This is a genomic window from Pseudomonas sp. FW305-96 (genome assembly GCF_058783825.1).
Map to the genome: position 1 here is coordinate 1 of NZ_JBYSYW010000022.1, position 20,268 is coordinate 20,268.

18 protein-coding genes, 1 tRNA gene and 1 pseudogene are annotated in these 20,268 nt (G+C 64.8%); 5 read left to right on the plus strand and 15 right to left on the minus strand.

Annotation, left to right across the window (positions count from 1 at the left end; all coding sequences use genetic code 11):
- Positions 1 to 174 precede the first annotated feature (174 nt).
- Positions 175 to 618, minus strand: coding sequence for a GNAT family N-acetyltransferase (locus tag AC3WL2_RS16775; protein WP_102683221.1), 444 nt, complete (start codon positions 616 to 618; stop codon positions 175 to 177).
- Between the two features lie 87 nt (positions 619 to 705).
- On the opposite strand from AC3WL2_RS16775, the gene AC3WL2_RS16780 reads away from it, so the two are divergent.
- Entirely contained in the window at positions 706 to 1,257 is a 552-nt protein-coding gene (locus AC3WL2_RS16780) for an isochorismatase family protein (protein ID WP_102683222.1), read from the plus strand.
- Between the two features lies 1 nt (position 1,258).
- On the opposite strand, the gene AC3WL2_RS16785 is transcribed toward AC3WL2_RS16780, so the two are convergent.
- The 4 genes from AC3WL2_RS16785 to AC3WL2_RS16800 form a co-directional block, all read right to left on the minus strand.
- Complete coding sequence (locus tag AC3WL2_RS16785; protein WP_094011277.1) at positions 1,259 to 1,948, minus strand: GntR family transcriptional regulator; 690 nt, start codon at positions 1,946 to 1,948, stop codon at positions 1,259 to 1,261.
- Between the two features lie 19 nt (positions 1,949 to 1,967).
- The gene (locus AC3WL2_RS16790; RefSeq protein ID WP_102683223.1) at positions 1,968 to 2,669 is read right to left on the minus strand and encodes a FadR/GntR family transcriptional regulator; all 702 of its coding nucleotides are present in this window, start codon (positions 2,667 to 2,669) and stop codon (positions 1,968 to 1,970) included.
- Between the two features lie 70 nt (positions 2,670 to 2,739).
- A complete protein-coding gene (locus tag AC3WL2_RS16795) occupies positions 2,740 to 4,050 on the minus strand; it encodes a C4-dicarboxylate transporter DctA (protein WP_023631150.1) in 1,311 nt (436 codons plus the stop codon).
- 209 nt (positions 4,051 to 4,259) lie between these two features.
- Complete coding sequence (locus AC3WL2_RS16800; RefSeq protein WP_102683225.1) at positions 4,260 to 4,574, minus strand: helix-turn-helix domain-containing protein; 315 nt, start codon at positions 4,572 to 4,574, stop codon at positions 4,260 to 4,262.
- Between the two features lie 276 nt (positions 4,575 to 4,850).
- On the opposite strand from AC3WL2_RS16800, the pseudogene AC3WL2_RS16805 reads away from it, so the two are divergent.
- The 3 genes and pseudogenes from AC3WL2_RS16805 to AC3WL2_RS16815 form a co-directional block, all read left to right on the plus strand.
- A pseudogene (locus AC3WL2_RS16805) lies at positions 4,851 to 5,132 on the plus strand (PAS domain-containing protein); the annotation flags it as partial.
- 174 nt (positions 5,133 to 5,306) lie between these two features.
- Positions 5,307 to 6,416, plus strand: coding sequence for a methyl-accepting chemotaxis protein (locus AC3WL2_RS16810; protein ID WP_371918115.1), 1,110 nt, complete (start codon positions 5,307 to 5,309; stop codon positions 6,414 to 6,416).
- 12 nt (positions 6,417 to 6,428) lie between these two features.
- Positions 6,429 to 8,114 carry a putative bifunctional diguanylate cyclase/phosphodiesterase gene (locus AC3WL2_RS16815; RefSeq protein WP_102683227.1) on the plus strand — a complete coding sequence of 562 codons (1,686 nt, stop codon included), beginning with the start codon at positions 6,429 to 6,431 and terminating at the stop codon, positions 8,112 to 8,114.
- A gap of 13 nt (positions 8,115 to 8,127) precedes the next feature.
- Here the strand turns inward: AC3WL2_RS16815 and AC3WL2_RS16820 are convergent, their stop codons facing one another.
- From AC3WL2_RS16820 to folD, 10 genes are all read right to left on the minus strand, one after another.
- On the minus strand, positions 8,128 to 10,794 hold the full coding sequence (locus AC3WL2_RS16820) for an NEL-type E3 ubiquitin ligase domain-containing protein (RefSeq protein WP_158247507.1): 2,667 nt from the start codon (positions 10,792 to 10,794) through the stop codon (positions 8,128 to 8,130).
- Positions 10,764 to 12,884 (minus strand): dermonecrotic toxin domain-containing protein, encoded by a 2,121-nt coding sequence (locus AC3WL2_RS16825; protein ID WP_102683229.1) that lies wholly within the window; start codon positions 12,882 to 12,884, stop codon positions 10,764 to 10,766. Before AC3WL2_RS16825 ends, AC3WL2_RS16820 begins: the two co-directional genes overlap by 31 nt.
- An 80-nt stretch (positions 12,885 to 12,964) precedes the next feature.
- Positions 12,965 to 13,456, minus strand: coding sequence for an Lrp/AsnC family transcriptional regulator (locus AC3WL2_RS16830; protein WP_046854881.1), 492 nt, complete (start codon positions 13,454 to 13,456; stop codon positions 12,965 to 12,967).
- A gap of 13 nt (positions 13,457 to 13,469) precedes the next feature.
- A complete protein-coding gene (locus AC3WL2_RS16835) occupies positions 13,470 to 14,288 on the minus strand; it encodes an ABC transporter ATP-binding protein (protein WP_250888364.1) in 819 nt (272 codons plus the stop codon).
- Positions 14,289 to 14,292: 4 nt separating this feature from the next.
- Positions 14,293 to 15,006, minus strand: a complete 714-nt coding sequence (locus AC3WL2_RS16840) for an ABC transporter permease (protein WP_102683230.1) — start codon at positions 15,004 to 15,006, stop codon at positions 14,293 to 14,295.
- Positions 15,003 to 15,710 carry an ABC transporter permease gene (locus AC3WL2_RS16845; RefSeq protein WP_102683231.1) on the minus strand — a complete coding sequence of 236 codons (708 nt, stop codon included), beginning with the start codon at positions 15,708 to 15,710 and terminating at the stop codon, positions 15,003 to 15,005. The genes AC3WL2_RS16840 and AC3WL2_RS16845 overlap by 4 nt, the downstream gene beginning before the upstream one ends.
- Before the next feature lie 97 nt (positions 15,711 to 15,807).
- Positions 15,808 to 16,590, minus strand: coding sequence for an ABC transporter substrate-binding protein (locus tag AC3WL2_RS16850; RefSeq protein WP_102683232.1), 783 nt, complete (start codon positions 16,588 to 16,590; stop codon positions 15,808 to 15,810).
- Between the two features lie 249 nt (positions 16,591 to 16,839).
- Positions 16,840 to 17,886: an ornithine cyclodeaminase gene (gene ocd, locus AC3WL2_RS16855; RefSeq protein WP_102683233.1), complete on the minus strand. Its 1,047-nt coding sequence runs from the start codon at positions 17,884 to 17,886 to the stop codon at positions 16,840 to 16,842.
- 19 nt (positions 17,887 to 17,905) lie between these two features.
- Complete coding sequence (gene ctlX, locus AC3WL2_RS16860; protein ID WP_102683234.1) at positions 17,906 to 18,823, minus strand: citrulline utilization hydrolase CtlX; 918 nt, start codon at positions 18,821 to 18,823, stop codon at positions 17,906 to 17,908.
- Between the two features lie 224 nt (positions 18,824 to 19,047).
- Entirely contained in the window at positions 19,048 to 19,902 is an 855-nt protein-coding gene (folD, locus tag AC3WL2_RS16865) for a bifunctional methylenetetrahydrofolate dehydrogenase/methenyltetrahydrofolate cyclohydrolase FolD (RefSeq protein ID WP_023629744.1), read from the minus strand.
- Between the two features lie 255 nt (positions 19,903 to 20,157).
- Between folD and AC3WL2_RS16870 the strand changes: the two genes are divergently transcribed.
- Positions 20,158 to 20,234 (plus strand) — tRNA-Arg (locus AC3WL2_RS16870).
- Positions 20,235 to 20,268: the final 34 nt, after the last annotated feature.

Below are 20,268 nucleotides of genomic sequence, written 5' to 3' on the forward strand. Positions count from 1 at the left end.
GGGTGGGCGTTTGCCGGCGCAGCCGGCGAGGGCCAGCAAGAGGCAGAGCGGAACCATCGCGAGGATCGATTTCACGCGGATTGCCCCCTTGGCGAGAGGCTGGGTGATTAACCGAAGTATAGGTTTGTCTTGAGGGCCTCATCGCGGGGCAAGCCCGCTTCCACGGCGAGCGCGTCAGCCCACCCGTTTCAGGTGCAGCAACGGGAACGGATCGCCTTGTCCATCCACCTCGCTGCGTCCGACCTGGACGAAGCCCAGCTTGAGGTAGAACCCCACGGCCTGTGGGTTCTGTTCGTTGACATCGACTTCTCGTACGCCCAGCTCATCGACCACGTGGGCCAGCAAGGCTTTGCCGATGCCTTGGCCACGGCAGGCCGGGTCGACGAAGAGCATTTCCAGCTTGCCATCATGCACCCCGGCAAACCCCTGTATATGGCCGGCGCCGTCCGCCCAGGCACGCAGCTGGACAAAACCCAGGTACTGCTCGCGCACCAGCGGGCGCAGGCGCTCGATGTAGCCCTCGGGCAGGAAGTCGTGGGTCGCCCGCACCGAGGCTTCCCACAGATCGGCCAGCCGATCGTAGTGTTGCGCGCCGACTGGCGCGATAGTGAAGTTCATAGGCCCTCCCAGGCATTTTGGTAATCGGTTTTAGGGTACGGCATTGCGCTATGCTCGGCATTGCGTCCGCGAACGGGAGAGCCGCTGATGAAGGGTGCCAAGGCCGACGCCTTGCTGCTGGTGGATGTGCAGTGCGCTTTCATGGAGGGCGCCGATGCGGTGCCTGGCCACCTGGCCTTGCAGCAGAGCATCGCCCGTTTGCTTGGCCGCGCCCGCCAGGCCGGGGTGCCGGTGATCTTCCTGCAGAACGACGGTGCGCCGGGCAGCCCGGATGCCCCGCACAGTGCCGGCTGGCAGCTGTACTTTCCGCCTGCGCGGGGCGAGCACGTGCTGTTCAAGACCGAGGACGATGGCTTTCTCGAAACCGCTTTGCAAACCCTGCTCAACGCCCTCGGGGCCCGGCGCCTGGCCCTGTGTGGCGTGCTCTCGGAAATGTGCCTGGCTGCCACTGCCCGTGCCGCGCTGCAAAGGGGCTTCGATGTGTTGCTGCCCCACGATGCCCACGCCACCTACGACGTGCCCCCCGGCCCTGGCGGCTCGCCGGGTGTGCCCGCCGCCCTGGCAGCCCGGGCGGCGGAGTGGTCGCTGGGGGACGAAGTGCAGATCCTGCCCGGCGTCGAGGCCGTGGCGTTCGCTTGATTCAGCCGGCCTGATCCAGATCGAGTTTGGCCTCGAGGCGGTCCAGATGTTCATGCATCAGGCCCAGCGCTGCCTGGCCGTCGCCGTTTTCCACCGCGTCGATGATCGCCGCATGTTCCTGCCAGGCGCAGTGCTCGCAGCAGGGCGCTTCGTAGCGGGCGATGATCAGCGAAGTCATGGGTACCAGGCCATTGAGAAAACGCGCCAGCGGCGCGTTGGCGGCCATCTGCGCCAGCTTCATGTGGAACTCGCCGCCCAGGCGAATGGCCGTGCAGCGTTCGCCGCGTTCATGGTGCTGGCGTTCGCGTTCGACCAGTTGGCGTAGTTGGCGGATCTGTGCCGGGCGCGCGCGCTGGGTGGCCAGGCCGATCAGCGTGGTCTCGGCCAGGCGCCGGGCGCTGAGCACCTGGCGCGCCTGTTCAGGGTCGGGGGCGGCCAGGTGCGCGGTGTGGCTGGGGCGCTGCACTACCACCTGCTGGTCGGACAGGCGCCCGAGCACCCGGCGGATCACTGTGCGGCTGACGCCGAAAGCATTGCCCAGCGCCTGCTCGGGCAGGGCGCTGCCGGGTGGCAGGCGTTGTTCGAGGATGGCATCGAACAGGCGGGGGTAGATTTGTTCCGCCGACAGGCGGGTCTCGCCGGCACCGAGCAGGGCAGGCAGGCGGGGGGCGGCTTGGGCACAGGCGGTCATTGTCGCTCTCCTTCTTTGATCAGTTGCCTGGTTGGTCGTCCGGGATGTTCAGGGCGATGCCCATGCGCTGGCCTTCGGCGAGGATGTGCTGGCGCATCTGCTGGCTGGCCTTGGCGCTGTTGCGCTCGCGGATGGCGCGCACCACCGCCTCGTTCTCGCTCAGGCGCGCGGCCAGGTGCTCGGGCGAGTTGCGCAGCATGTCGGCGCTCTGCTTGAGGGCGTTGCCGGTCTGCTGCACGACGCTCTGGAAGATCGGGTTGGTGGTCAGCGCGAACAGCGCCTCGTGGAAGGCGATGTAGGCATTGATGCCAGCCTCGCTGTCGCCGACGTCGAGGGCTTCGCGCATGTCCATCAGGGTCAGGCGCAACTGGCCGATGTCCTGGCTGCCGGCCGATTGCGCCACCAGGCCGGCAATGAAAGGCTCAAGGGTGTAGCGCAGCTCGAGCACGTCGGCCAGGCTGGCCTCGGCGATGGTGTCCGGCTCTTGCGCCTGGCTGGCGTCGGCATCGAGCACCAGCACGCCCTTGCCCGGCATCGAGCGCACCAGGCCCAGGGTTTCCAGCACGATCACCGCCTCGCGCAGGCTGGGCCGGCTGATGCCCAGCTGTTCGGCCAGCTCGCGCTGGCCGGGCAGCATGTCACCGCTGCGCCACTGGCCACGGGCCAGGGCCTGGCGGAGTTTCTCCACCACTGAATTGACTACGGTCGAAGAGCTGATCACGGTTCGCTCCTTGGTTGACGCTGCATCTTGGCCCTTGGCGGGCCGGCGCGGGGCGCCGGCGGCCTTGGGCTTAGAATTCCTGTTGATGGGGTTGGCCCTGCTTGCGGGTAGCCGGGGCGAAGCCGGGTTTGTTGGCCAGCACATTGTTGGCGCGTTCCAGGTCGATGTCCTTCTCCCAGCGGGCGATGGCCACGGTGGCGACGCAGTTGCCGATCAGGTTGGTCAGCGCCCGGCCAATACCCATGAACCAGTCCACCGCCAGCACCAGCACCAGGCCGACCACCGGGATCGCCGGGACCGCGGTCAGGGTGGCGGCGAGGATCACCAGGGCCGAACCTGGGATGCCGTGGGCGCCTTTGGAAGTCACCAGCGACACCAGAAGAATGGTCAGCAGGTCGGTCATGGCCAGCGGCGTGCCGGTGGCGTTGGCGATGAACACGATGGCCAGGGTCAGGTAGATCGAGAAACCATCGAGGTTGAACGAGTAGCCCGTGGGGATCACCAGGCCGACGGTGGAGCTACCGATACCGAGGTGCTCGAGCTTGCGCATCACCTGGGGCAGCACGGCGTCAGAGGAGGCAGTGCCGAGGACGATGGACAGTTCTTCGCGCAGGTATTTGATGAACGGCAGCAGCTTGAGCCCGGACAGACGCATTACCGTGCCGAGGATGATCAGCACGAAGCCGGCGCAGGTCAGGTAGAACAGTGCCACCAGGCCACCCAGGTGCTGCAGCGAGCTCAGGCCGTATTTGCTGGTGGTGAAGGCGATGGCGCCGAACACGCCGATGGGGGCCAGGCGCACGATCATGCCCATGATGCGGAAGATTACATGGCTGAGCTCATTGATCAGCCGCGAAATGCCCGAGGCCGACTCACCGACCAGGTTCAGCGCGCTGCCGAACAATACCGAGAACAGCAGCACCTGGAGGATGTTGTTGTCGGCGAAGGCGCCCACCACCGAAGTGGGGATCAGGTCCATGAGGAAGGTGGTGGTGCTGTGGATATGCGCGCCACGGTCGGCCAGGGCGCCGGCATCCGCGCTGGACAGCTGGTCGAGGTGGATGTTGGCGCCGCTGCCGATGCCGGTGGAGAAGGCGAACACCAGGCCGATGACCAAGGCCAGGGTGGTCAGCACCTCGAAGTAGATCACTGACTTCAGGCCGATGCGCCCGACCTTCTTCAGGTCGCCGGCGCCGGAAATGCCGCTGACCACCACGCAGAACACGATCAGGCCGATGAGCATCTTGATCAGCTTGATGAAGCCGTCACCCAGGGGTTTGAGTTGCAGGGACAGGTCGGGGAAGCTCAGGCCGCAGATCACGCCGAGGGCGAGGCCGAGCACAACCTGGAGGAAAATCGAACGCGAACACCATTTGAGCATGGGAGGAGTCTCTGGTCGGTGTCCTTGCCCCCCAAGCCACACGGAGCGAAAGAGTGCAGGACTTAATTATTGTGGTCTTACCGGTTTGTTCACTGCGAGGGCTATAAAACGCCGATTTTTCCGACAATGCAAGGGTTTTTGGCCTTACCGGTCTGACCAGTTGTGGTGCACTGACGGGCAGTCTGCTCTAGCGTGGTGCGCGGGGGATTTCACAGTTTGGCGAGCACCTGATCGACGGCGGCGATCAGCTTGCCGAGGTCCTTGGGGGGGGCGTTGTGGATGACGCCGAAGAGGTAGGCGCGTTGTTCTTCGACGTCATCGGGGTCGGTGAAAAACGCTTTTGGCTTGACCCCCAGCGCCTCGGCAAAGCTCACCAACGACTCGATGCTGGGGGTGTAGGTGCCGGTTTCGAAGCGGCTGATGGTCTTGGGGTCAAAGCCGGTTCGCTCGCCCAGTTGTGCCTGAGTGAAGCCTGCCAGTTTGCGGTAGCGGCGCAGGGCAGGACCTAGACCTGTTCTCGTCATCGCTTAATTCCCATTTAGAATCAAGCACTTAACGATATATGTCGATATAGCGCAACGCCATGATCCATCACCTTTATTTGCAAAATGTGATGGAATTCGTAGAATTCGTTGCTTTGATTGATCAGTCATTCAAGTAGTCGTCCAGGGCGATCCGGTCATCCACCGGCCCGTGTGCAAGCGTTGTCGGACATTGGAACTGATCCAGGATGAACGGTTCCGGCACACCTGGCCTCCTGTCAGGCCGCGTGTCGGGCCGTGTATGAATGGAGTCTCATCGTGCGTCAGAACCTGCCGGTCAATCCGGTCGAGCAAAGCTTTCCCGAGCACCAGCGGCTCATTTCGGCCACCGATACGGCCAGCCTGATCACCTACTGCAACGCCGAGTTCGCGGCCATCAGCGGCTTCAGCCAGGACGAGCTGATCGGCAGCCCGCACAACCTGGTACGCCATCCAGACATGCCCGAGGCGGTGTTCGAGCTGATGTGGCAGTACCTCAAGGCCGGCCGCAGCTGGATGGGTATCGTCAAGAACCGCTGCCGTAACGGCAACTTCTATTGGGTCAACGCCTACGTCACACCGATGCTCGAGAATGGCCAGGTGATCGGCTACGAGTCGGTGCGCGTGCGTCCGACCCGTGAGCAGGTGGCCCGTGCCGAAGCTGTGTATGCCCGGTTGCGCGAGAGCAAGGCGGCGCTGTCGCCGGCCCGGTACCTGGCCTTGCTGGGCCGGGCCATGGCGCTGCCACTGCTGGCCGGAGCCGCGGCCATCGCCGGCAACCAGCTGCTGCCCGCCCTGCCTGCCCAAGGCTTGACCCTGGCGCTGTTCGCTGGCGTCGGCCTGTGGGCGCAAAGCCGCATGAGGCGCCACTTGCGGCGTATCGTCCAGGTGGCGGACAGCACCTTCAGCGACCCGGTCGCGGCCTTGACCTACAGTGATCTGCCGGGCGCTGCCGGGCAGCTGGAGCTGATCCTGATCAGCGAGGAGGCGCGCCTGAAGACCGCGCTGACTCGCCTGAGCGACCTCGCCGCGCAGATGGCCGGCGCCGCCCAGGATGCCGGGCGGCTATCGCGCAGCACCGAATCGGCGTTACTCGAACAGCGCGCCGAGACCGACCTGACCGCCACCGCCATGACTCAGATGGCCGCCTCGATCGGCGAAGTCGCGGGCCACGTGCAACTCACCGCCGAGCAGGCGCAGACCGCGCACCTGCTGGCCGGGCAGGGCAGCCAGGTGGCTGACGCCACGGGGGCGGCGATCCAGAGCCTGGCTGGCACGGTCGGGCAGATCAACCAGGCGGTCAACGACCTCGCCGGTCAGACCGGTGCCATCGCCGAGGCGGCCGGGATGATCCGTGCCATCGCCGAGCAGACCAACCTGCTGGCGCTCAACGCCGCCATCGAAGCCGCCCGTGCCGGCGAGCAGGGCCGCGGCTTTGCGGTGGTCGCCGATGAAGTACGTGCCCTGGCCGACAAGACCCGCCAATCCACGCTGCATATCCAGTCGATCATCGACAGTTTGCGCGGTGGCGCCGAGCAGGCGGTGAGCATCGCCAGCGAGGGTATCGAGGGTGCGCAACAGGGTGTGACCCAGGTCGCCCTGACCCAGGAAGCTTTGCAAGGCATCCGCCACGCCGTGCAGCGCATCAGCGATATGAGCCAGCAGATGGCCGCAGCCTCGCACGAGCAATCCAGTGTCGCCGAGGATGTCTCGCGGCAGATCAACGGGGTGGCTGGCACGGTCCAGCAGAGCGCGCGCCGCGCCAATGCCGCTGCCGTGCGTGGCGCGGAGCTCGAGCAGGTGTGCGCTGGGTTGCGTGCCTTGGTGGAGCGCTTCAACCGCTAGGTTGCGATGCTTATGGACGACAATTACCGCGCGGCCGTCGATGCGGCCGCGATCTTTTCCGAAACCGACCTGCGCGGTTGCATCACCTACGTCAACCAGCAGTTCTGCAGCATTTCCGGCTACAGCCGCGAGGAACTGCTGGGGGCCAACCACCGCATCCTCAATTCCGGGCTGCACGAACCGACCTTCTTCCTCGAGATGTGGCGCGCCCTGGCCGCTGGCCGGGTGTGGAAGGGCGAGATCTGCAACCGTGCCAAGGACGGCTCGCTGTACTGGGTGGACAGCACCATGGTGCCGCTGATCGACCCGCACACCGGTAAGGTGCGCAAGTACGTGTCGATCCGCTTCGACGTCACCGAGAAGCGCCAGTTGCTGCACACCCTGCAGTGGCGTGTGGGGCACGACGTGCTGACCGGCCTGCCCAACCGTGCCTATCTGTCCGACCTGCTCAACCAGGCCCTGGCGTTCTCCCGGCGCGAAAGCATCCCCCTGGCTGTCTGCATGCTCGACCTCGATGGCTTCAAGGCGGTCAACGATGGCTATGGCCATGCCACTGGCGACCTGCTGCTGGTGGAAGTCGCCCAGCGCCTGCAGAACATCCTGCGTGGCGGTGATGCGGTGGCGCGGCTGTCGGGGGACGAGTTCGTGCTGATCCTGCGGCATATCGAAGGCCCGCAGCAGCTCGACGCTGCGTTACGGCGCATCCTCCAGGCGCTGGCTGCGCCTTACACGGTTCGCGAGCACCCGTTGAGCCTGAGCGCGAGCATCGGCGTCACCCTGTTCCCGCAGGACGACGAGGATGCCGACACCCTGGTGCGCCACGCCGACCAGGCGATGTACGTGGCCAAGCAGCGCGGGCGCAACCGCTACCACCTGTTCGACGTGTCCCAGGAGCTCGAGCTCAAGGCCACCCACCAGACCGTGGCACGGGTGCGCCAGGCCCTGCGCCAGGGTGAGCTGTGCCTGTACTACCAGCCGAAGGTGAACATGCGCAGCGGTCAGGTGATCGGTTTCGAGGCGTTGCTGCGCTGGATGCACCCCTCCAAGGGGCCGGTGCCGCCGGGGGAGTTCCTGCCCTTCGTGGAGCAGACCGACCTGATCGTCGAGCTGGGCGAATGGGTCATCGACCAGGCGTTGACCCAGCTGCAGCAGTGGCAGCTGTCCGGGCGCGATTGGTCACTGAGCGTCAACATCGCCGCCCGCCAGTTGCAGCGCGGCGACTTCGCCCAACGGCTGGAGCGGTTGCTGGCGCGCCATCCCGGAGTGTCGCCAGGGCGCCTGGACCTGGAGATCGTCGAGTCGGTGGCAATCGACAACCTGCCGCGAGTCGGCCGCTGCCTGGATGCCTGCCGAGCACTGGGCGTGCGTTTCTCCCTGGATGACTTCGGCACTGGCTACTCCTCGCTGAGCTACCTCAAGCGCCTGCCGGCGCAGACCATCAAGATCGACAAGTCCTTCGTGCGCGACATCCTGCATGACCATGACGACCTGGCCCTGACGGGTGCGGTGATCGGGCTTGCGCGGGCGTTTGGTCGGGAGGTGGTGGCCGAGGGAGTGGAAAGCATCGAGCACGGCAAGGCGCTCATGGCGTTGGGCTGCGAGCTGGCCCAGGGGTACGGCATTGCCAGGCCGATGCCAGCTACCGAGGTCGCCGGCTGGGTCGCGTGCTATCGACAACCGGCGGACTGGCAGTGCTGAAGGCGTAGCGGGCTTAAGCTGGCCGAAGCCCTAACGTTTCTCGTGTCAGGCTTACCATGAGTGAGGTTTCTGCTTGTTGTCGCGTGCTTAGTAACAGAGAGGATATGCCCAGATAGATCGCGCCCTCATCGACATAGCGTCCAGATACCAGATCGACACGTAGCAACCAGCCGTCGCGTTGCCACTGGATCGCCGGGTAGTCACGTACCAGTACATCGATGAAGGCCTGTGGCACCGTTGACCCCGTGTAGACGGTATCGACCGGCCCGGCTTCGCTCAGGGTGTCGAAGTACTCGGAAGCGCCTGCCCATTCGTTCACCAGAGCGGTGAAGCGCGCCGGATGCAAGCGCCTCATCCACCCCTGCCAGAACGCTTGGTCGGTAGCCCACTCGGCCAGTCGAGCGAGGTTGCTGTACTGCTCGACATCGGCTGCCAGCCGCTGCAGCGTGGGCCCGGACAATCGTGCCAGATAGTCGAAGCGGATCACCTGGGGTTGCGATGGCAGGTTCAGGCGCGTTTGCAACTGCATGCGGGCGTGCAGCGCCATCTCTACCTCATCGAGCGGGTAATTGGGGTCCGTCAGTTGTTCGTCGGGGAGGTCGTCGTCCGGGTCAAGCGCCGGGGCGGCCTGGTCCGGCGCCTGGGCCAGCACGCGGCGCCTGGTGGCCCGGGCATTGAACAATGCGCCAATACGTTCGTCCAGGCGTTGTTGGCGCAGCAGTGCGGTAGCGGTATCGATCGCGACCTGGGTATCGCTGGCATTGGCCGGCGCCCGTGCTACGGCACGCCAGACGTTGACCTGAGTCTCGACCTGCTGGAACAGCAGTTCGGCCTGGTCGACACATTCCTGACCTGCGTCCCTGAGCAAGTCATTGATCTGCTGCTGCAATTCGGCGCGTCCCCAGCCCGGAACAGTGGCGGGCTCCAGGTCGGCGAGGGTGATCAGTATGTCCTGCATGCGGCGGCTCATGGTCGTGGGGCTGCGCTGGAAGTCGGGGGTCTGAGGGAGTCGTTCGAAAAGTGCATACAAAGGACGCCATTGCGGGGCCTGCGCGGTGTTGGTCACATGCAGTTGCAGATCCTCGGGCCAGTCGCTGCGCCACAGTTGTGCTTCCGATGACCCTGTCACGGGGGTGAGCCCGGCATCCACCAGGCGCAGCAGTGCCCGCTCGGAAAACGGATTGCCGTTCAAGTTGTATGAAACGTCCTCGCCGGCCCGCAGGGCTTGGGCGAATGCGCTATCACGCAGATGTGGAGCATCCTCCAGCAGGTTGCTGCTCAGGTCCAGTTCGCGAAGCTGCAGGGGGCGCTGGTTCAACAGTTGCTCGATGCCGATGGGCCATTGCGACAGAGCGCTATCCTCCAGGTCGAGGCGTTGCAGACGCTGCCACCCCGTCAGGTCAGGTGCCATGTCCAGTGGGTTGTCACTGAGGTACATTGTTTGCAGCCGGTTCAGTCCGTTGAGCGCGGCACGGCTTTGTTCGGTGAGCGTGATGTCGTTCAGTGACAGGCTCAGGTGGGTCAGTGCTGGCCATTGCTGCAGGGCCTGGAAGTGCTCGGCCTCCCAGGTCAGGTAGTTTTCGTCCGCTACCAGCAGCCATAGATGTTGCAGCGACGACAGGCGCTGCAAGCTCTCAGCACTGATGTTCTCGACCGCGCCAGTCAGTAGCAGGCGCTCCAGCCTGGGTAGCCGAGTGAGCAGTCCAAGGCTCGCTTCGCTGTCGATGTCCAGACGATTGCCGCTCAGGTCCAGCGAGCGCAATTGAGTCAGCTCGCCCAAGGCCTCGGGAAGTTCATTAAGGCGACATTGAGTCAGGTTGAGGTAGCGCAGGTTCGGGAAAGCACGCAGGAACGGGTCGATATTGGCGTTGTCCAAATCGTGGAGATTGCTCAGCGCCAGGTGGCGGACATGGGGCAGGCGTGTTTCCATGCGGGGCAGTTCAGCCAGGTGTTCCGCATCCAGTTGCAGGACAACGTGATTCAGGGTGGATTCGCTATCGGGCGTGCCGTGTCGCCGCCAGGCGCGGCGAATGCTGAGAGCGGCGGAGCTGCGGGCGTTGCGGCGCACGTGGAAAGTATCGACAGGGTCCGGGTCGGTCAGCTCGATCCATCGCTGCAAGCCATTATCGAGGGTATTGAAGTCGGCGCGTTGGGCTTCGAGCAGGCGTCCAAAAGCGCCTGGGCGGCTGCCTGCCTCTTCACGCAGCTGCAGGCGCAACTGCTCCCGGTTGTTCAATGGATCTTCAGGGTACAGCTGGTCGAACAGTTCGTCTTCTGTCAGCCAGCCTTGCCCACGACCGCTCAAGGCATAACCGAGCCGGCCATCTGCGAGTCGCCCTGGCAGCCTGAAGAGTTTGCGCAGTGGCGGCATGCGCAGGGCTGCCGCAACCTGGTCGCGCCGGGTGTGGGCGCGCAGGAACAGTGCATCGCGCAGGCCCTGCGCCGTTTGCTCTGGCAGTTCCAGCGCCCGACGTTGCGCGGCAGGCAGGGCTTCGAACAAGGCGTGGAACAGATCGACCCGGTCGGCCGGCATGGCGCCTGCTTGCCAGTAACGGTAGCCGAGGGTGTCGCGGGTCAGTGTGATGGCGGGTATGTCTGGTGTTCCGGCGGCAAGTAACAGTTTGCCTTCAGGCGTGTCCTGGCGAAGCTCTATACGCAGTGAGGTATCTCGGCCAGGCATGCGCGAAAGCATGGCAAAGGCGACCTCATCACGGTCCGCATGGCCCGCCTGCCCCTGGTAAAGCCTTGCAGGGCGCTGTTGATCCTTGCTTCGCGCTGATAAAGCCGGGCCGACTCCGCGATGGGCAATGGCACACGTTTGTGCTCGCGCAGCGTGTGCCGATCTTCGCGCGTCGCTTCATCCAGCACTTGCGCCCGAACCCGAGGGCTGAGCGAAGGAAAGTCGCGTGCCAAGGTGTCATCGCCTGCCCCAGGTACAGGGAGCGGGACAGGTTCTGCCCCGAGTGCCTGCAGGCTGTCGAGCAGCAGGGCGGGAGCTGGTTCACGCTCCACGATCACCTTGCGCAGGGCATTCGCATCATAGCTGCTGGCCTGCAAGGCCCGTAGCGCCAGGGTATCGTCCAACCCTCGGGTGGGGGGGCCAAGCCGGCGCAGCAAGGCGCCTTGGCCGTTGCTGCCACGCAGGACGGGTTGATGGTGCAAGCCGCGGGCAGCCTGGAGCTGCCATTGTTCAGCGGTGCCTTGCTCCAGCTCGAACGCCCGTTCCTCCATGAGCAGCCAGTGCTTGTCATTCCAGCGTTGCAGGCCGGTGGCATGCAGGGGAGTGTCGATGGACCAGGGCGGTTCCCTGGAGAAGGGCATGAGGTTGCCGCTCCACAGGCGGGTGCCCGATTCGCCGTGCGCGGGTAGCCAGTCATGCAGCACGCCTGGCGGCTCGGCAAAACCGCGGGCAGCGATGCCGAGCACGGCAAACTGTGCGAGGTTGCCGATGACGCCGAACAGGTGATGGATCGCCGCGTCGGCATCTCCTTCATTGGCCGCATGAATGCCATCGAGGAATGTACCCACCAGCTGTGCTCCCCCCACCATGAGCATCGGCAGTTGCAAGACCTCCAGCGGCAGGCCCGCCAGGTTGAGCACGGTCATGCCGATGCTCAACCAGTGTTCAAGCCGCTGTGCCAGCTGCTCGGCATCGCGCTGCGCGGTCGGCACCGCCTGTGCTCGGGCGTCTGCGAGCAGGCGTTGTACCGCCAGGCGTGCCCGTGCCTCGAAACAATCGCGGTCCCAAGGCACGAACGCCATCGGCAGGCGCGCATTGTGATCCAGGGTTTCCTGCCAGATGGCGCCGACAGGCGGAAACCATTGGCTGATCCTGCTGGCCTGGTCGCCTTTGGCCAGCTCCGGCATGGGGTCGTGCAGCCCCAGGTAGGGATAGCGTGGGAACAAGGTCTCGCGCAGCCGTCTGAAAAAGAGCGGTTTATCAATGTCTGCGATGTAGCGAGCGAAGTGCCGGCGGAAGCGATCATTGTGCAAGCGGCGGGTCAAGGCCTGGGCGGCATGCTGGAACGTTGGATAACCCGACAAGGGGGTGTCATCGCCAGGCAGATAAAGGAAGCAGTGTGCCTCCCGCCCTCGAGGCGTGCGCCGTACGAGCAGCGGCCCATGGATGACGGTATCGAAAATGCGCAACGAGCAGCACTGCAGTGGCCCTGAAGTGGGAGTTGTGACGTCGCGTTCCCCGATGAGCGCCTCGCCGAGCGCCACGCGGCTCGGATCCAGCAGCCCCCGCAGATCGGCAATGACCAGTTCGGCGGCCAGGGCGTTGCGGTCCTGCAAGGCCAGCAGGGCGCGAAAGCGGGCGTTATCGACGCCGACGCGCAGCAATCGTTGATATTGCCCGCCGATGTCGAGTGCGCGCACGCCATCGACAAAACGTTGGTTGTCCAGCGACAGATAGTCGCCATGGCGTGCGCTTGCCAGGCGCACCCGGCTGCCTTTGGCGAAGTTCAGCAATGCCGCTTCCAGCCAGCTCATGTCGCGCCGGGAGTCGATGTTCCAGAGCCAGCCTTGCGAAGAGGTCGGTAATGACTGGTTCGGGTACCATTCGCGCAGGGTGGGTTCAAGCTTCTGCTCGGCAAAGGACTGGGGCGTGGCGATCATGTCGAGATGCTCGCGCACCTGACGGCTGGCGCTGTGGCTGGCGCGAATGCGTGATTCGAGCGTTGCCCGGCGGCCCTGTCCGGCCTGGCGTAACCAGGTCGGCAGGCGGGCGTCGATGAACGCGCTGAGGGGTGGAAGGGGCGAAGTCATCCGGTCGGCTCTCTGCAGGGAAAGCCAGAAGTCTGGGCAGTTGCCCGGTGATGGTGTGGTAGGTGGGTACTACCGACTGTTCATGGCTGCGGCGCCGTGCTCTTCACCGCCGCCAGTTCCGGATGCGCCACCAGCTTGTCGATATGCAGCTCGTCGTTGTTCATCCAGGTCTCGGTCAGCACCCGGTAATGCTCCATGTCGCGGCAGCGCATGCGCAGGCTGTAGTCGAAGTGCCCGCTGATCAGCTGGCACTCGTAGACCTGCGGGCAGGCGCGCACGGTGGCTTCGAAGGCCCGCTGCGCCGAGCGCCCGCTCTGGTTGGACAAGGCCACCAGCACCAGCAGCGACAACCCCGGGGAGACCTGCTGCAGGTCGATGATTGCTCCATATCCGCGGATCACTCCGCGCCGCTCCAGCTTGCGCACACGCTCCAGGCAGGGCCTGGGGGTCAGGTGCACGAGGGTGGAGAGCTTTTCGTAGGTGATCCTTCCGTGGTGGCGCAGCACGTCGATGATCGCCTCGTCTATGCGATCCAGCGGTGCCGCGGTGGAGCTGATGGCCTTGCTATCCATATACGGCTTGACTTCACTTGAGGCGGTTGGAGAGGAACTGCCGCAGACGCTCGCTCTGTGGCCGGTCGAGGATCTCGGCGCTGCCGCTTTCCTCGACCAGGCCCTGGTGCAGGAACAGCACCTGGCTCGATACCTGGCGGGCAAACCCCATTTCATGAGTGACCATGAGCATGGTACGTCCTTCCTCGGCGAGCGTCTGTATCACCTTGAGCACTTCGCCGACCAATTCCGGGTCGAGTGCCGAGGTGGGCTCGTCGAACAGGATGATTTCCGGCTCCATGGCCAGCGCCCGGGCGATGGCCACGCGCTGTTGCTGGCCGCCGGAGAGAAACGCCGGATACTGCTCGGCGGCGCGGGCCGGCAGGCCGACCTTGTCCAGGTACTTGCGCGCCCGCGCCTCGGCTTCGCTGGCACTGATCCCAAGCACCTTGCGTGGCGCCAGGCAGATGTTCTCAAGCACGGTCAGGTGGCTCCACAGGTTGAAGTGCTGGAACACCATGGCCAGGCGTGTGCGCAGGTTCTGCAACTGGGCCGGCGGCGGGGTGCGGGTGCCGGGGTGGATCTCCAGGGTCTGGCCGTCGAGGGTGATGCTGCCGGCATTGGGCTGCTCGAGGAAGTTGATGCAGCGCAGGAAGGTGCTCTTGCCCGAGCCGCTGGCGCCGATCAGGCTGATCACATCGCCCTTGCGCGCCTGCAGCGAGACGCCCTTGAGCACCTGGTGCTCGCCGTAGTGCTTGTGCAGGCCCTCGACGCTGAGCTTGATCGCGCCGGCATGGGCGTGTGCCTTCGGGGCCTGGGCGAAGGTGGAAAGTGGCAGTGCGGTAGCAGTCATGTTTTCAGCCTCGGGCAGGGTCAAGGAAGCGCATCCAGCGCCGTTCGGCCACGCGGAACAGGCCGACCAGGGCGAAGGACAGCAGCATGTACAGCAAGGCGGCCACGCCGAAGGCCTGGAAGGTCAGGAAGGTTGCGGCGTTGGCGTCGCGGGCCACCTTGAGGATGTCGGCGACGGTGGCGGTGAAGGCCAGCGAGGTGGCATGCAACATCAGGATCAGCTCGTTGCTGTAAGCCGGCAGCGAGCGGCGCAGGGCGGCGGGCAGCACCAGGAACAGGTTGAGCTTCCAGCCACGCAGGCCATAGGCCTGGGCCGCTTCCAGCTCGCCAGCGGGCAGATTGCGGATGGCGCCGGCGAAGATTTCCACGGTGTAGGCGCAGGTGTTGAGCACGAACGCCAGCAAGGTGCAGTTGAGCGCGTTGCGGAAAAACTGGTCGAGCAGGGCGTGGTCGCGCACCACCTGCAGGCTGTAGAGCCCGGTGTAGCAGATCAGCAGCTGGATATAGAGCGGCGTGCCGCGGAACACGAAGGTGTACAGCTGCACCGGCAGGCGCAGCCAGGCATGATGCGAGGTGCGCGCCAAGGCCAGTGGCAGCGACAAGGCGAAGCCCAGCACCATGCTGGCCAGGAACAGCCAGAGAGTCATGGCCAGGCCCGAGAGGCCGGTGCCATCGTTGTAGAGATAGGCCAGGCCGTATTCCTGAAGGAGTTCGATCATCGCGCCAGCTCCTTGATGCCGGTGTTGTAGCGCCGCTCGAGGTGCTTGAGCAGGCGGTTGGACAAGGTGGTGATGACCAGGTAGACCAGGCCCGCCAGGCACAGGAAGAACAGCATGTCATTGGTGGTCTTGCCGGCGTTCTGCGCGGCCTTGACCAGGTCGGCCAGGCCGATGATCGACACCAGTGCGGTGGACTTGAGCAACACCAGCCAGTTGTTGCCCAGCCCCGGCAGGGCGAAGCGCATCAGCTGCGGAAACAGCACCAGCCGAAACCGCTGCGTCCTGCTCAGGCCATAGGCGGTGGCGGCCTCCAGCTGTCCGGCGGGTACGCTGAGGATGGCGCCGCGGAAGTTCTCGGTGAAGTAGGCGCCGTAGATGAAGCCCAAGGTGACTACCCCGGCGCTGAACGGGTCGATTTCGACATAGTCCCAGCCCAGCATCTCGGTCAGGTCGTTGAGCCAGATTTGCATGCTGTAGAAGATCAGCAGGATCAGCACGAGGTCGGGAACGCTGCGGATCAGCGTGGTGTAGAGGGTGGCCGGGAGGCGCAGCAGCCTTGATCGCGACAGCTTGGCGCTGGCGCCGATCAGGCCCAGTGCGAGGCTGAGCGCCAGTGACAGCAGGGCAAGCTTGAGGGTCATCCAGGTGCCCTGGGTCAGCAGCGGGCCGAAGCCTTGCAGGCCGTGGGAGAGGAAGTCGTTCATGGCAGGGATCTCGCGGGGAGGCCGTCGCGGGGCAAGCCTGCTTCCAAGCAGAGGTGAGCCCGTGGGAGCGGGCTTGCCCCGCGATCGGCGCTGTAGGTCACTCGTTGTAGATGTCCACGTCGCCGACGTATTTCTTCTGGATCTCGGCGTAGGTGCCGTCGGCATGGATCATGGCGATGCCCTTGTCGAGCAGGGCCTTGAGTTCGGGATCGCTCTTGCGCAGGCCCATGGCGATGTCCAGCGGCAAGGTCGGGTCCTTGATCGCCGGGCCGCTCCTGAAGTCGGCGCCTTCGGGCTTGGAGAGGAAGTTGAGCTGGGCTTCGAGCTTGTCGGTGACGGTGGCGTCGAGGCGGCCATTGATCAGGTCGGCGTAGTTCTGGTCCTGGCTCTGGTAGGCCTTGACCTGCGCGCCCTGAGGCGCCAGCACGGTGCGGGCGTAGGCTTCCTGCAGTGAACCCTGGAGCACGCCGACCTGCTTGCCCTTGAGCGATTCGGTGGTGTCGCCGAAGTCGGCTGACTTGCGCACGATCACCGAGGTGGGGCTGAGGAACAGGCGGCTGGTGAAGTCGATCTGCTTCAGGCGTGCCGGAGTGACGGCCATGGAAGACATGATGGCGTCGAACTTGCGGGCGCGCAGGGCCGGGATCATGCCGTCGAACTCGTTGTGCACCCAGGTGCACTTGACCTGCAGCTTGGCGCAGATGGCGTTGCCCAGGTCGATGTCGAAGCCTTGCAGGCTGCCATCGGCGGCAACGGATTCGAAAGGTGGGTATTCGGGGAAGACGCCGAAGCGGATCTCGGTCCACTCCTTGGCCTGGGCAACGCTGGTGGCACACAACGAGAACAGCAGCACGCCGAGGCGTTTTCGCATGGAGAACATGGTCTTGGGTCCCTGGGTGTTGTTATTGGTAGTAGGGCGGTTGATGCGCGTAGGTCCGTCAGTGACTCATGAGTCGCGCTCAGGATGCGCGAGATAGACAGGTTTTTTGTGTCGTTTGCCAGCGCGTGGGAGGCCGGATTCGGCTGTTAGTGGGCTACTTGCAGCCGAAACGGCTGTTTCGACAAAGATTTATGGATGTGCGACAGCCGTTTCGGTCAATGGGGCCGCCAAGCGGCCCCGCGTGTTCGGTCAGGCAGCACTGGCCTTGCGCTCACGCCCTTTTGGCTGCAGCAAGGCAAACAGGTCCTTCGGGTTCTCGAGTTCAGGCACCAGCGCAATGTCATGCCCGATGTCCAGGGTGCGGGCCACGTCGAGCACATAGCGCAGCGCCGAGTAGTCCTCCAGGGCGAAGCCGACCGAGTCGAACAACGTGACCTGCCCGTCGTTCTCGCGGCCTGCGGCGCTGCCCTCGACCACCTGCCAGAACTCGGTGGTCGGCGAGTCGGCCGGCATCTGCTGGATCTCGCCCTCGATCCGGCTCTGCGGTTCGTACTCGACGATCACTCGGGCACGCTCGACGATGTCGCGGTGCAGTTCGGTCTTGCCCGGGCAGTCGCCGCCCACGGCATTGAGGTGCATGCCCGGCTCGATCAGCTCCGGGGTGAGAATGGTGGCGTAGGCCTTGTCGGCGGTGACCGTGGTGACGATATCGGCGCCGCGTACCGCCTCGGCCACGCTGCCGGCGATGGTCAGCTTCAGTTGCGGGTAGCCGGCCAGGTTGGCTGCCAGTTTCTCCGAAGCCTTGCGGTCAATGTCGAACAGGCGGATCTCCTCGATGCCCAGCAGGGTGTGGAAGGCGATGGCCTGGAACTCGCTTTGCGAGCCGTTGCCGATCAGCGCCATGCGCTTGCTGTCCGGACGCGCCAGGTAGCGGGCGGCCAGGGCCGAGGTGGCGGCGGTACGGATGGCGGTGGTCAGGGTCATCTCGCTGAGCAGCACTGGCGCGCCGGTATCGACATCGCCCAGGGCGCCGAAGGCCATCACGGTGAGCAGGCCGTTGTGGGTGTTCTTCGGGTGGCCGTTGACGTACTTGAAGGCGTACAGGTTCGCGTCGGACACAGGCATCAGTTCGATCACCCCGTCCGGCGAGTGGTTGGCCAGGCGCGCGCATTTTTCGAAGTCGTGCCAGCGCAGGTAGTCCTGGCGGATGTACTCGGCCACCTCGGCCAGGCAGGTGGGCAGGCCCTTGCGGTTGACCAGGCGGGCGAGGTCATTTACGTCGATGTAGCGGGTCATGATGGTTCTCCTTGACGGGTCAGTGGCGCGAGGGCAGGTGGATTTCGGCGAGCATGCAGCGGGCGCTGCCGCCGCCTATACGTTCGATATGGTCGATGTTCACCACCAGCGGATGGCTGTGGCGTTCGACCTGGCGGCGCTGCTGCGCATCGAGCGAGCGCCAGGCGCTGCGCGACATCACCAGCAGCGAGCGGCCGTCGCGGTCGTGGACCTCGAGCATGTTGCCGGCGAAGTTCTCCAGCTGATCGAAGTTCAGCGCCAGCACCTGCTTGTCGGTGTCGCGCAGCGAATGTTCCAGTGCGCGGCGTTCGTCTGGGTGGGGCAGGGCATCGAGGCAGGCCACGGCGAGCTGGCGGCCGACATTCATCATCACGTTGCTGTGGTAGATCGGCGCCTGCTGGCGGTCCACCGCGTGGAACAGGCACAGGCGGTAGTCCAGGTGCTCGGCGAACTGGCGCAGGGCGCGTTCGTGGGTGCGCCCGGAGTGACAGGCGTAGCTGATACGGTGCTCGCGGTCCAGGACCATGCTGCCGGTGCCTTCGAGGAACAGATTCTGCTGTTCCAGCGGGCTCAGGTCGACGGTGCGCTGGATGGCGAAGCGCTCGCTCAGCACGCCCAGTACGCCCTTGCTGCGTTCCAGGCGGCGGTTCTTGCCCTCCATCGGGTAGAGCACCAGGCTCCCGTCGGCATGGCTGCTCCAGCAGTTGTTGGGGAAGATCGAGTCAGGGGTATGGGGCTCTGGGGTGTCCTGCACCACCAGTACGTCGACGCCGTGCTGGCGCAGGCTGTCGACGTAACCGTCGAACTCTTCCAGGGCCTTTGCGCTGGCGGTCTCAGGGTCCAGCGGCGCTTGCTGGAAGCGGTTGTTGGCGGCGGTGTCGGGGTTGAAGGCGAACCGCGCCGGGCGAATCATGAGGACGGTATTTGTTGTTTGCATTGGGCACGCATCCACAGGTGGGCTGTGTGACCATTGTGTGATGGTTTGCGGTGAGATCCCGGCTGAAGCGGGCGGGGCGGGCAGCGGGTCCAGCTGAAATGGATTGTTTGGCAGCGGAATCGGCTGGCGTCACGGAAAAAGGTCGCCGCTCCCACAAGGATGAACTGTACAACTGAAAACGGCGCCTCGAAGGGCGCCGTTTTCTTTATTGCCGGAACACCGTATTACTTGTGCAGCTCTTCAGCCGCATACAGGGTGTTCTCCAGCAGGCATGCCCGGGTCATCGGACCCACGCCGCCCGGCACCGGGGTGATCCAGCCGGCGCGGGGCAGGGCGGTCTCGTAGACCACGTCGCCGACCAGCTTGCCGTCTTCCTGGCGGTTGATGCCGACGTCGATGACGATGGCGCCTTCCTTGACCCACTCACCCTTGACCAGCCCCGGCTTGCCGGCAGCCACCACCACCAGGTCGGCACGGCCGACATGGCCGGGCAGGTCCTTGGTGAAACGGTGGCAGACGGTGACGGTGCAGCCGGCCAGCAGCAGCTCCATGGCCATCGGTCGGCCGACGATGTTGGATGCGCCGACGATCACCGCGTTCATGCCGTACAGATCCTGGCCGGTGCTGTGCAGCAGGGTCATGATGCCTTTCGGGGTGCACGGACGCAGCAGCGGGATGCGCTGGGCCAGGCGGCCGATGTTGTAGGGGTGGAAACCGTCCACGTCCTTGTCCGGGCGGATGCGCTCGAGCAGCAGCGAGGCGTCCAGATGCTCCGGCAGCGGCAGTTGCAGGAGAATGCCGTCGACTGCCGGGTCGTCGTTGAGCCGGTCGATCAGATCGGCCAGGGCTTGCTGCGTGGTATCGCTGGGCAGGTCGAACGCCTGGGAAATGAAGCCGACCTCTTCACAGTCCTTGCGCTTGTGCGAGACATAGACTTGGGAGGCCGGGTCGCTGCCGACCAGGATCACCGCCAGGCCTGGCGTGCGCAGGCCCTGCTGGCGGCGCTCGGCGACACGTTGGGCGATCTGCTGGCGCAGGTTGGCGGCGATCGCCTTGCCATCGATAAGGTGTGCAGTCATAGACGCGTGATTAACCATCGAGAAGGGAACATATATAAGAAGGGCACATTCTCGCACGACATGGCCCAAGGGCAAAGGCGGGTGGTCGGGCAAATCCCCTAACCCCTTCAATAATTTAAATTTTTTTGCGAAAGGTGTTGACGCCCCTCAGGGTCGCCTATAAGATTCGCCGCACTTGTCGGGCACTGCCTGGCACGGGTTGGCAAAGTCGAGCAGGGCAAGTGGTTCGCTTGTTCGGTTTGGCTGGAAGCTTAAGCGCCCGTAGCTCAGCTGGATAGAGCATCCGCCTTCTAAGCGGATGGTCGCAGGTTCGAGTCCTGCCGGGTGCGCCATTTAGGCTCGGGCAAGTAAGCAGTAACGCGTTAT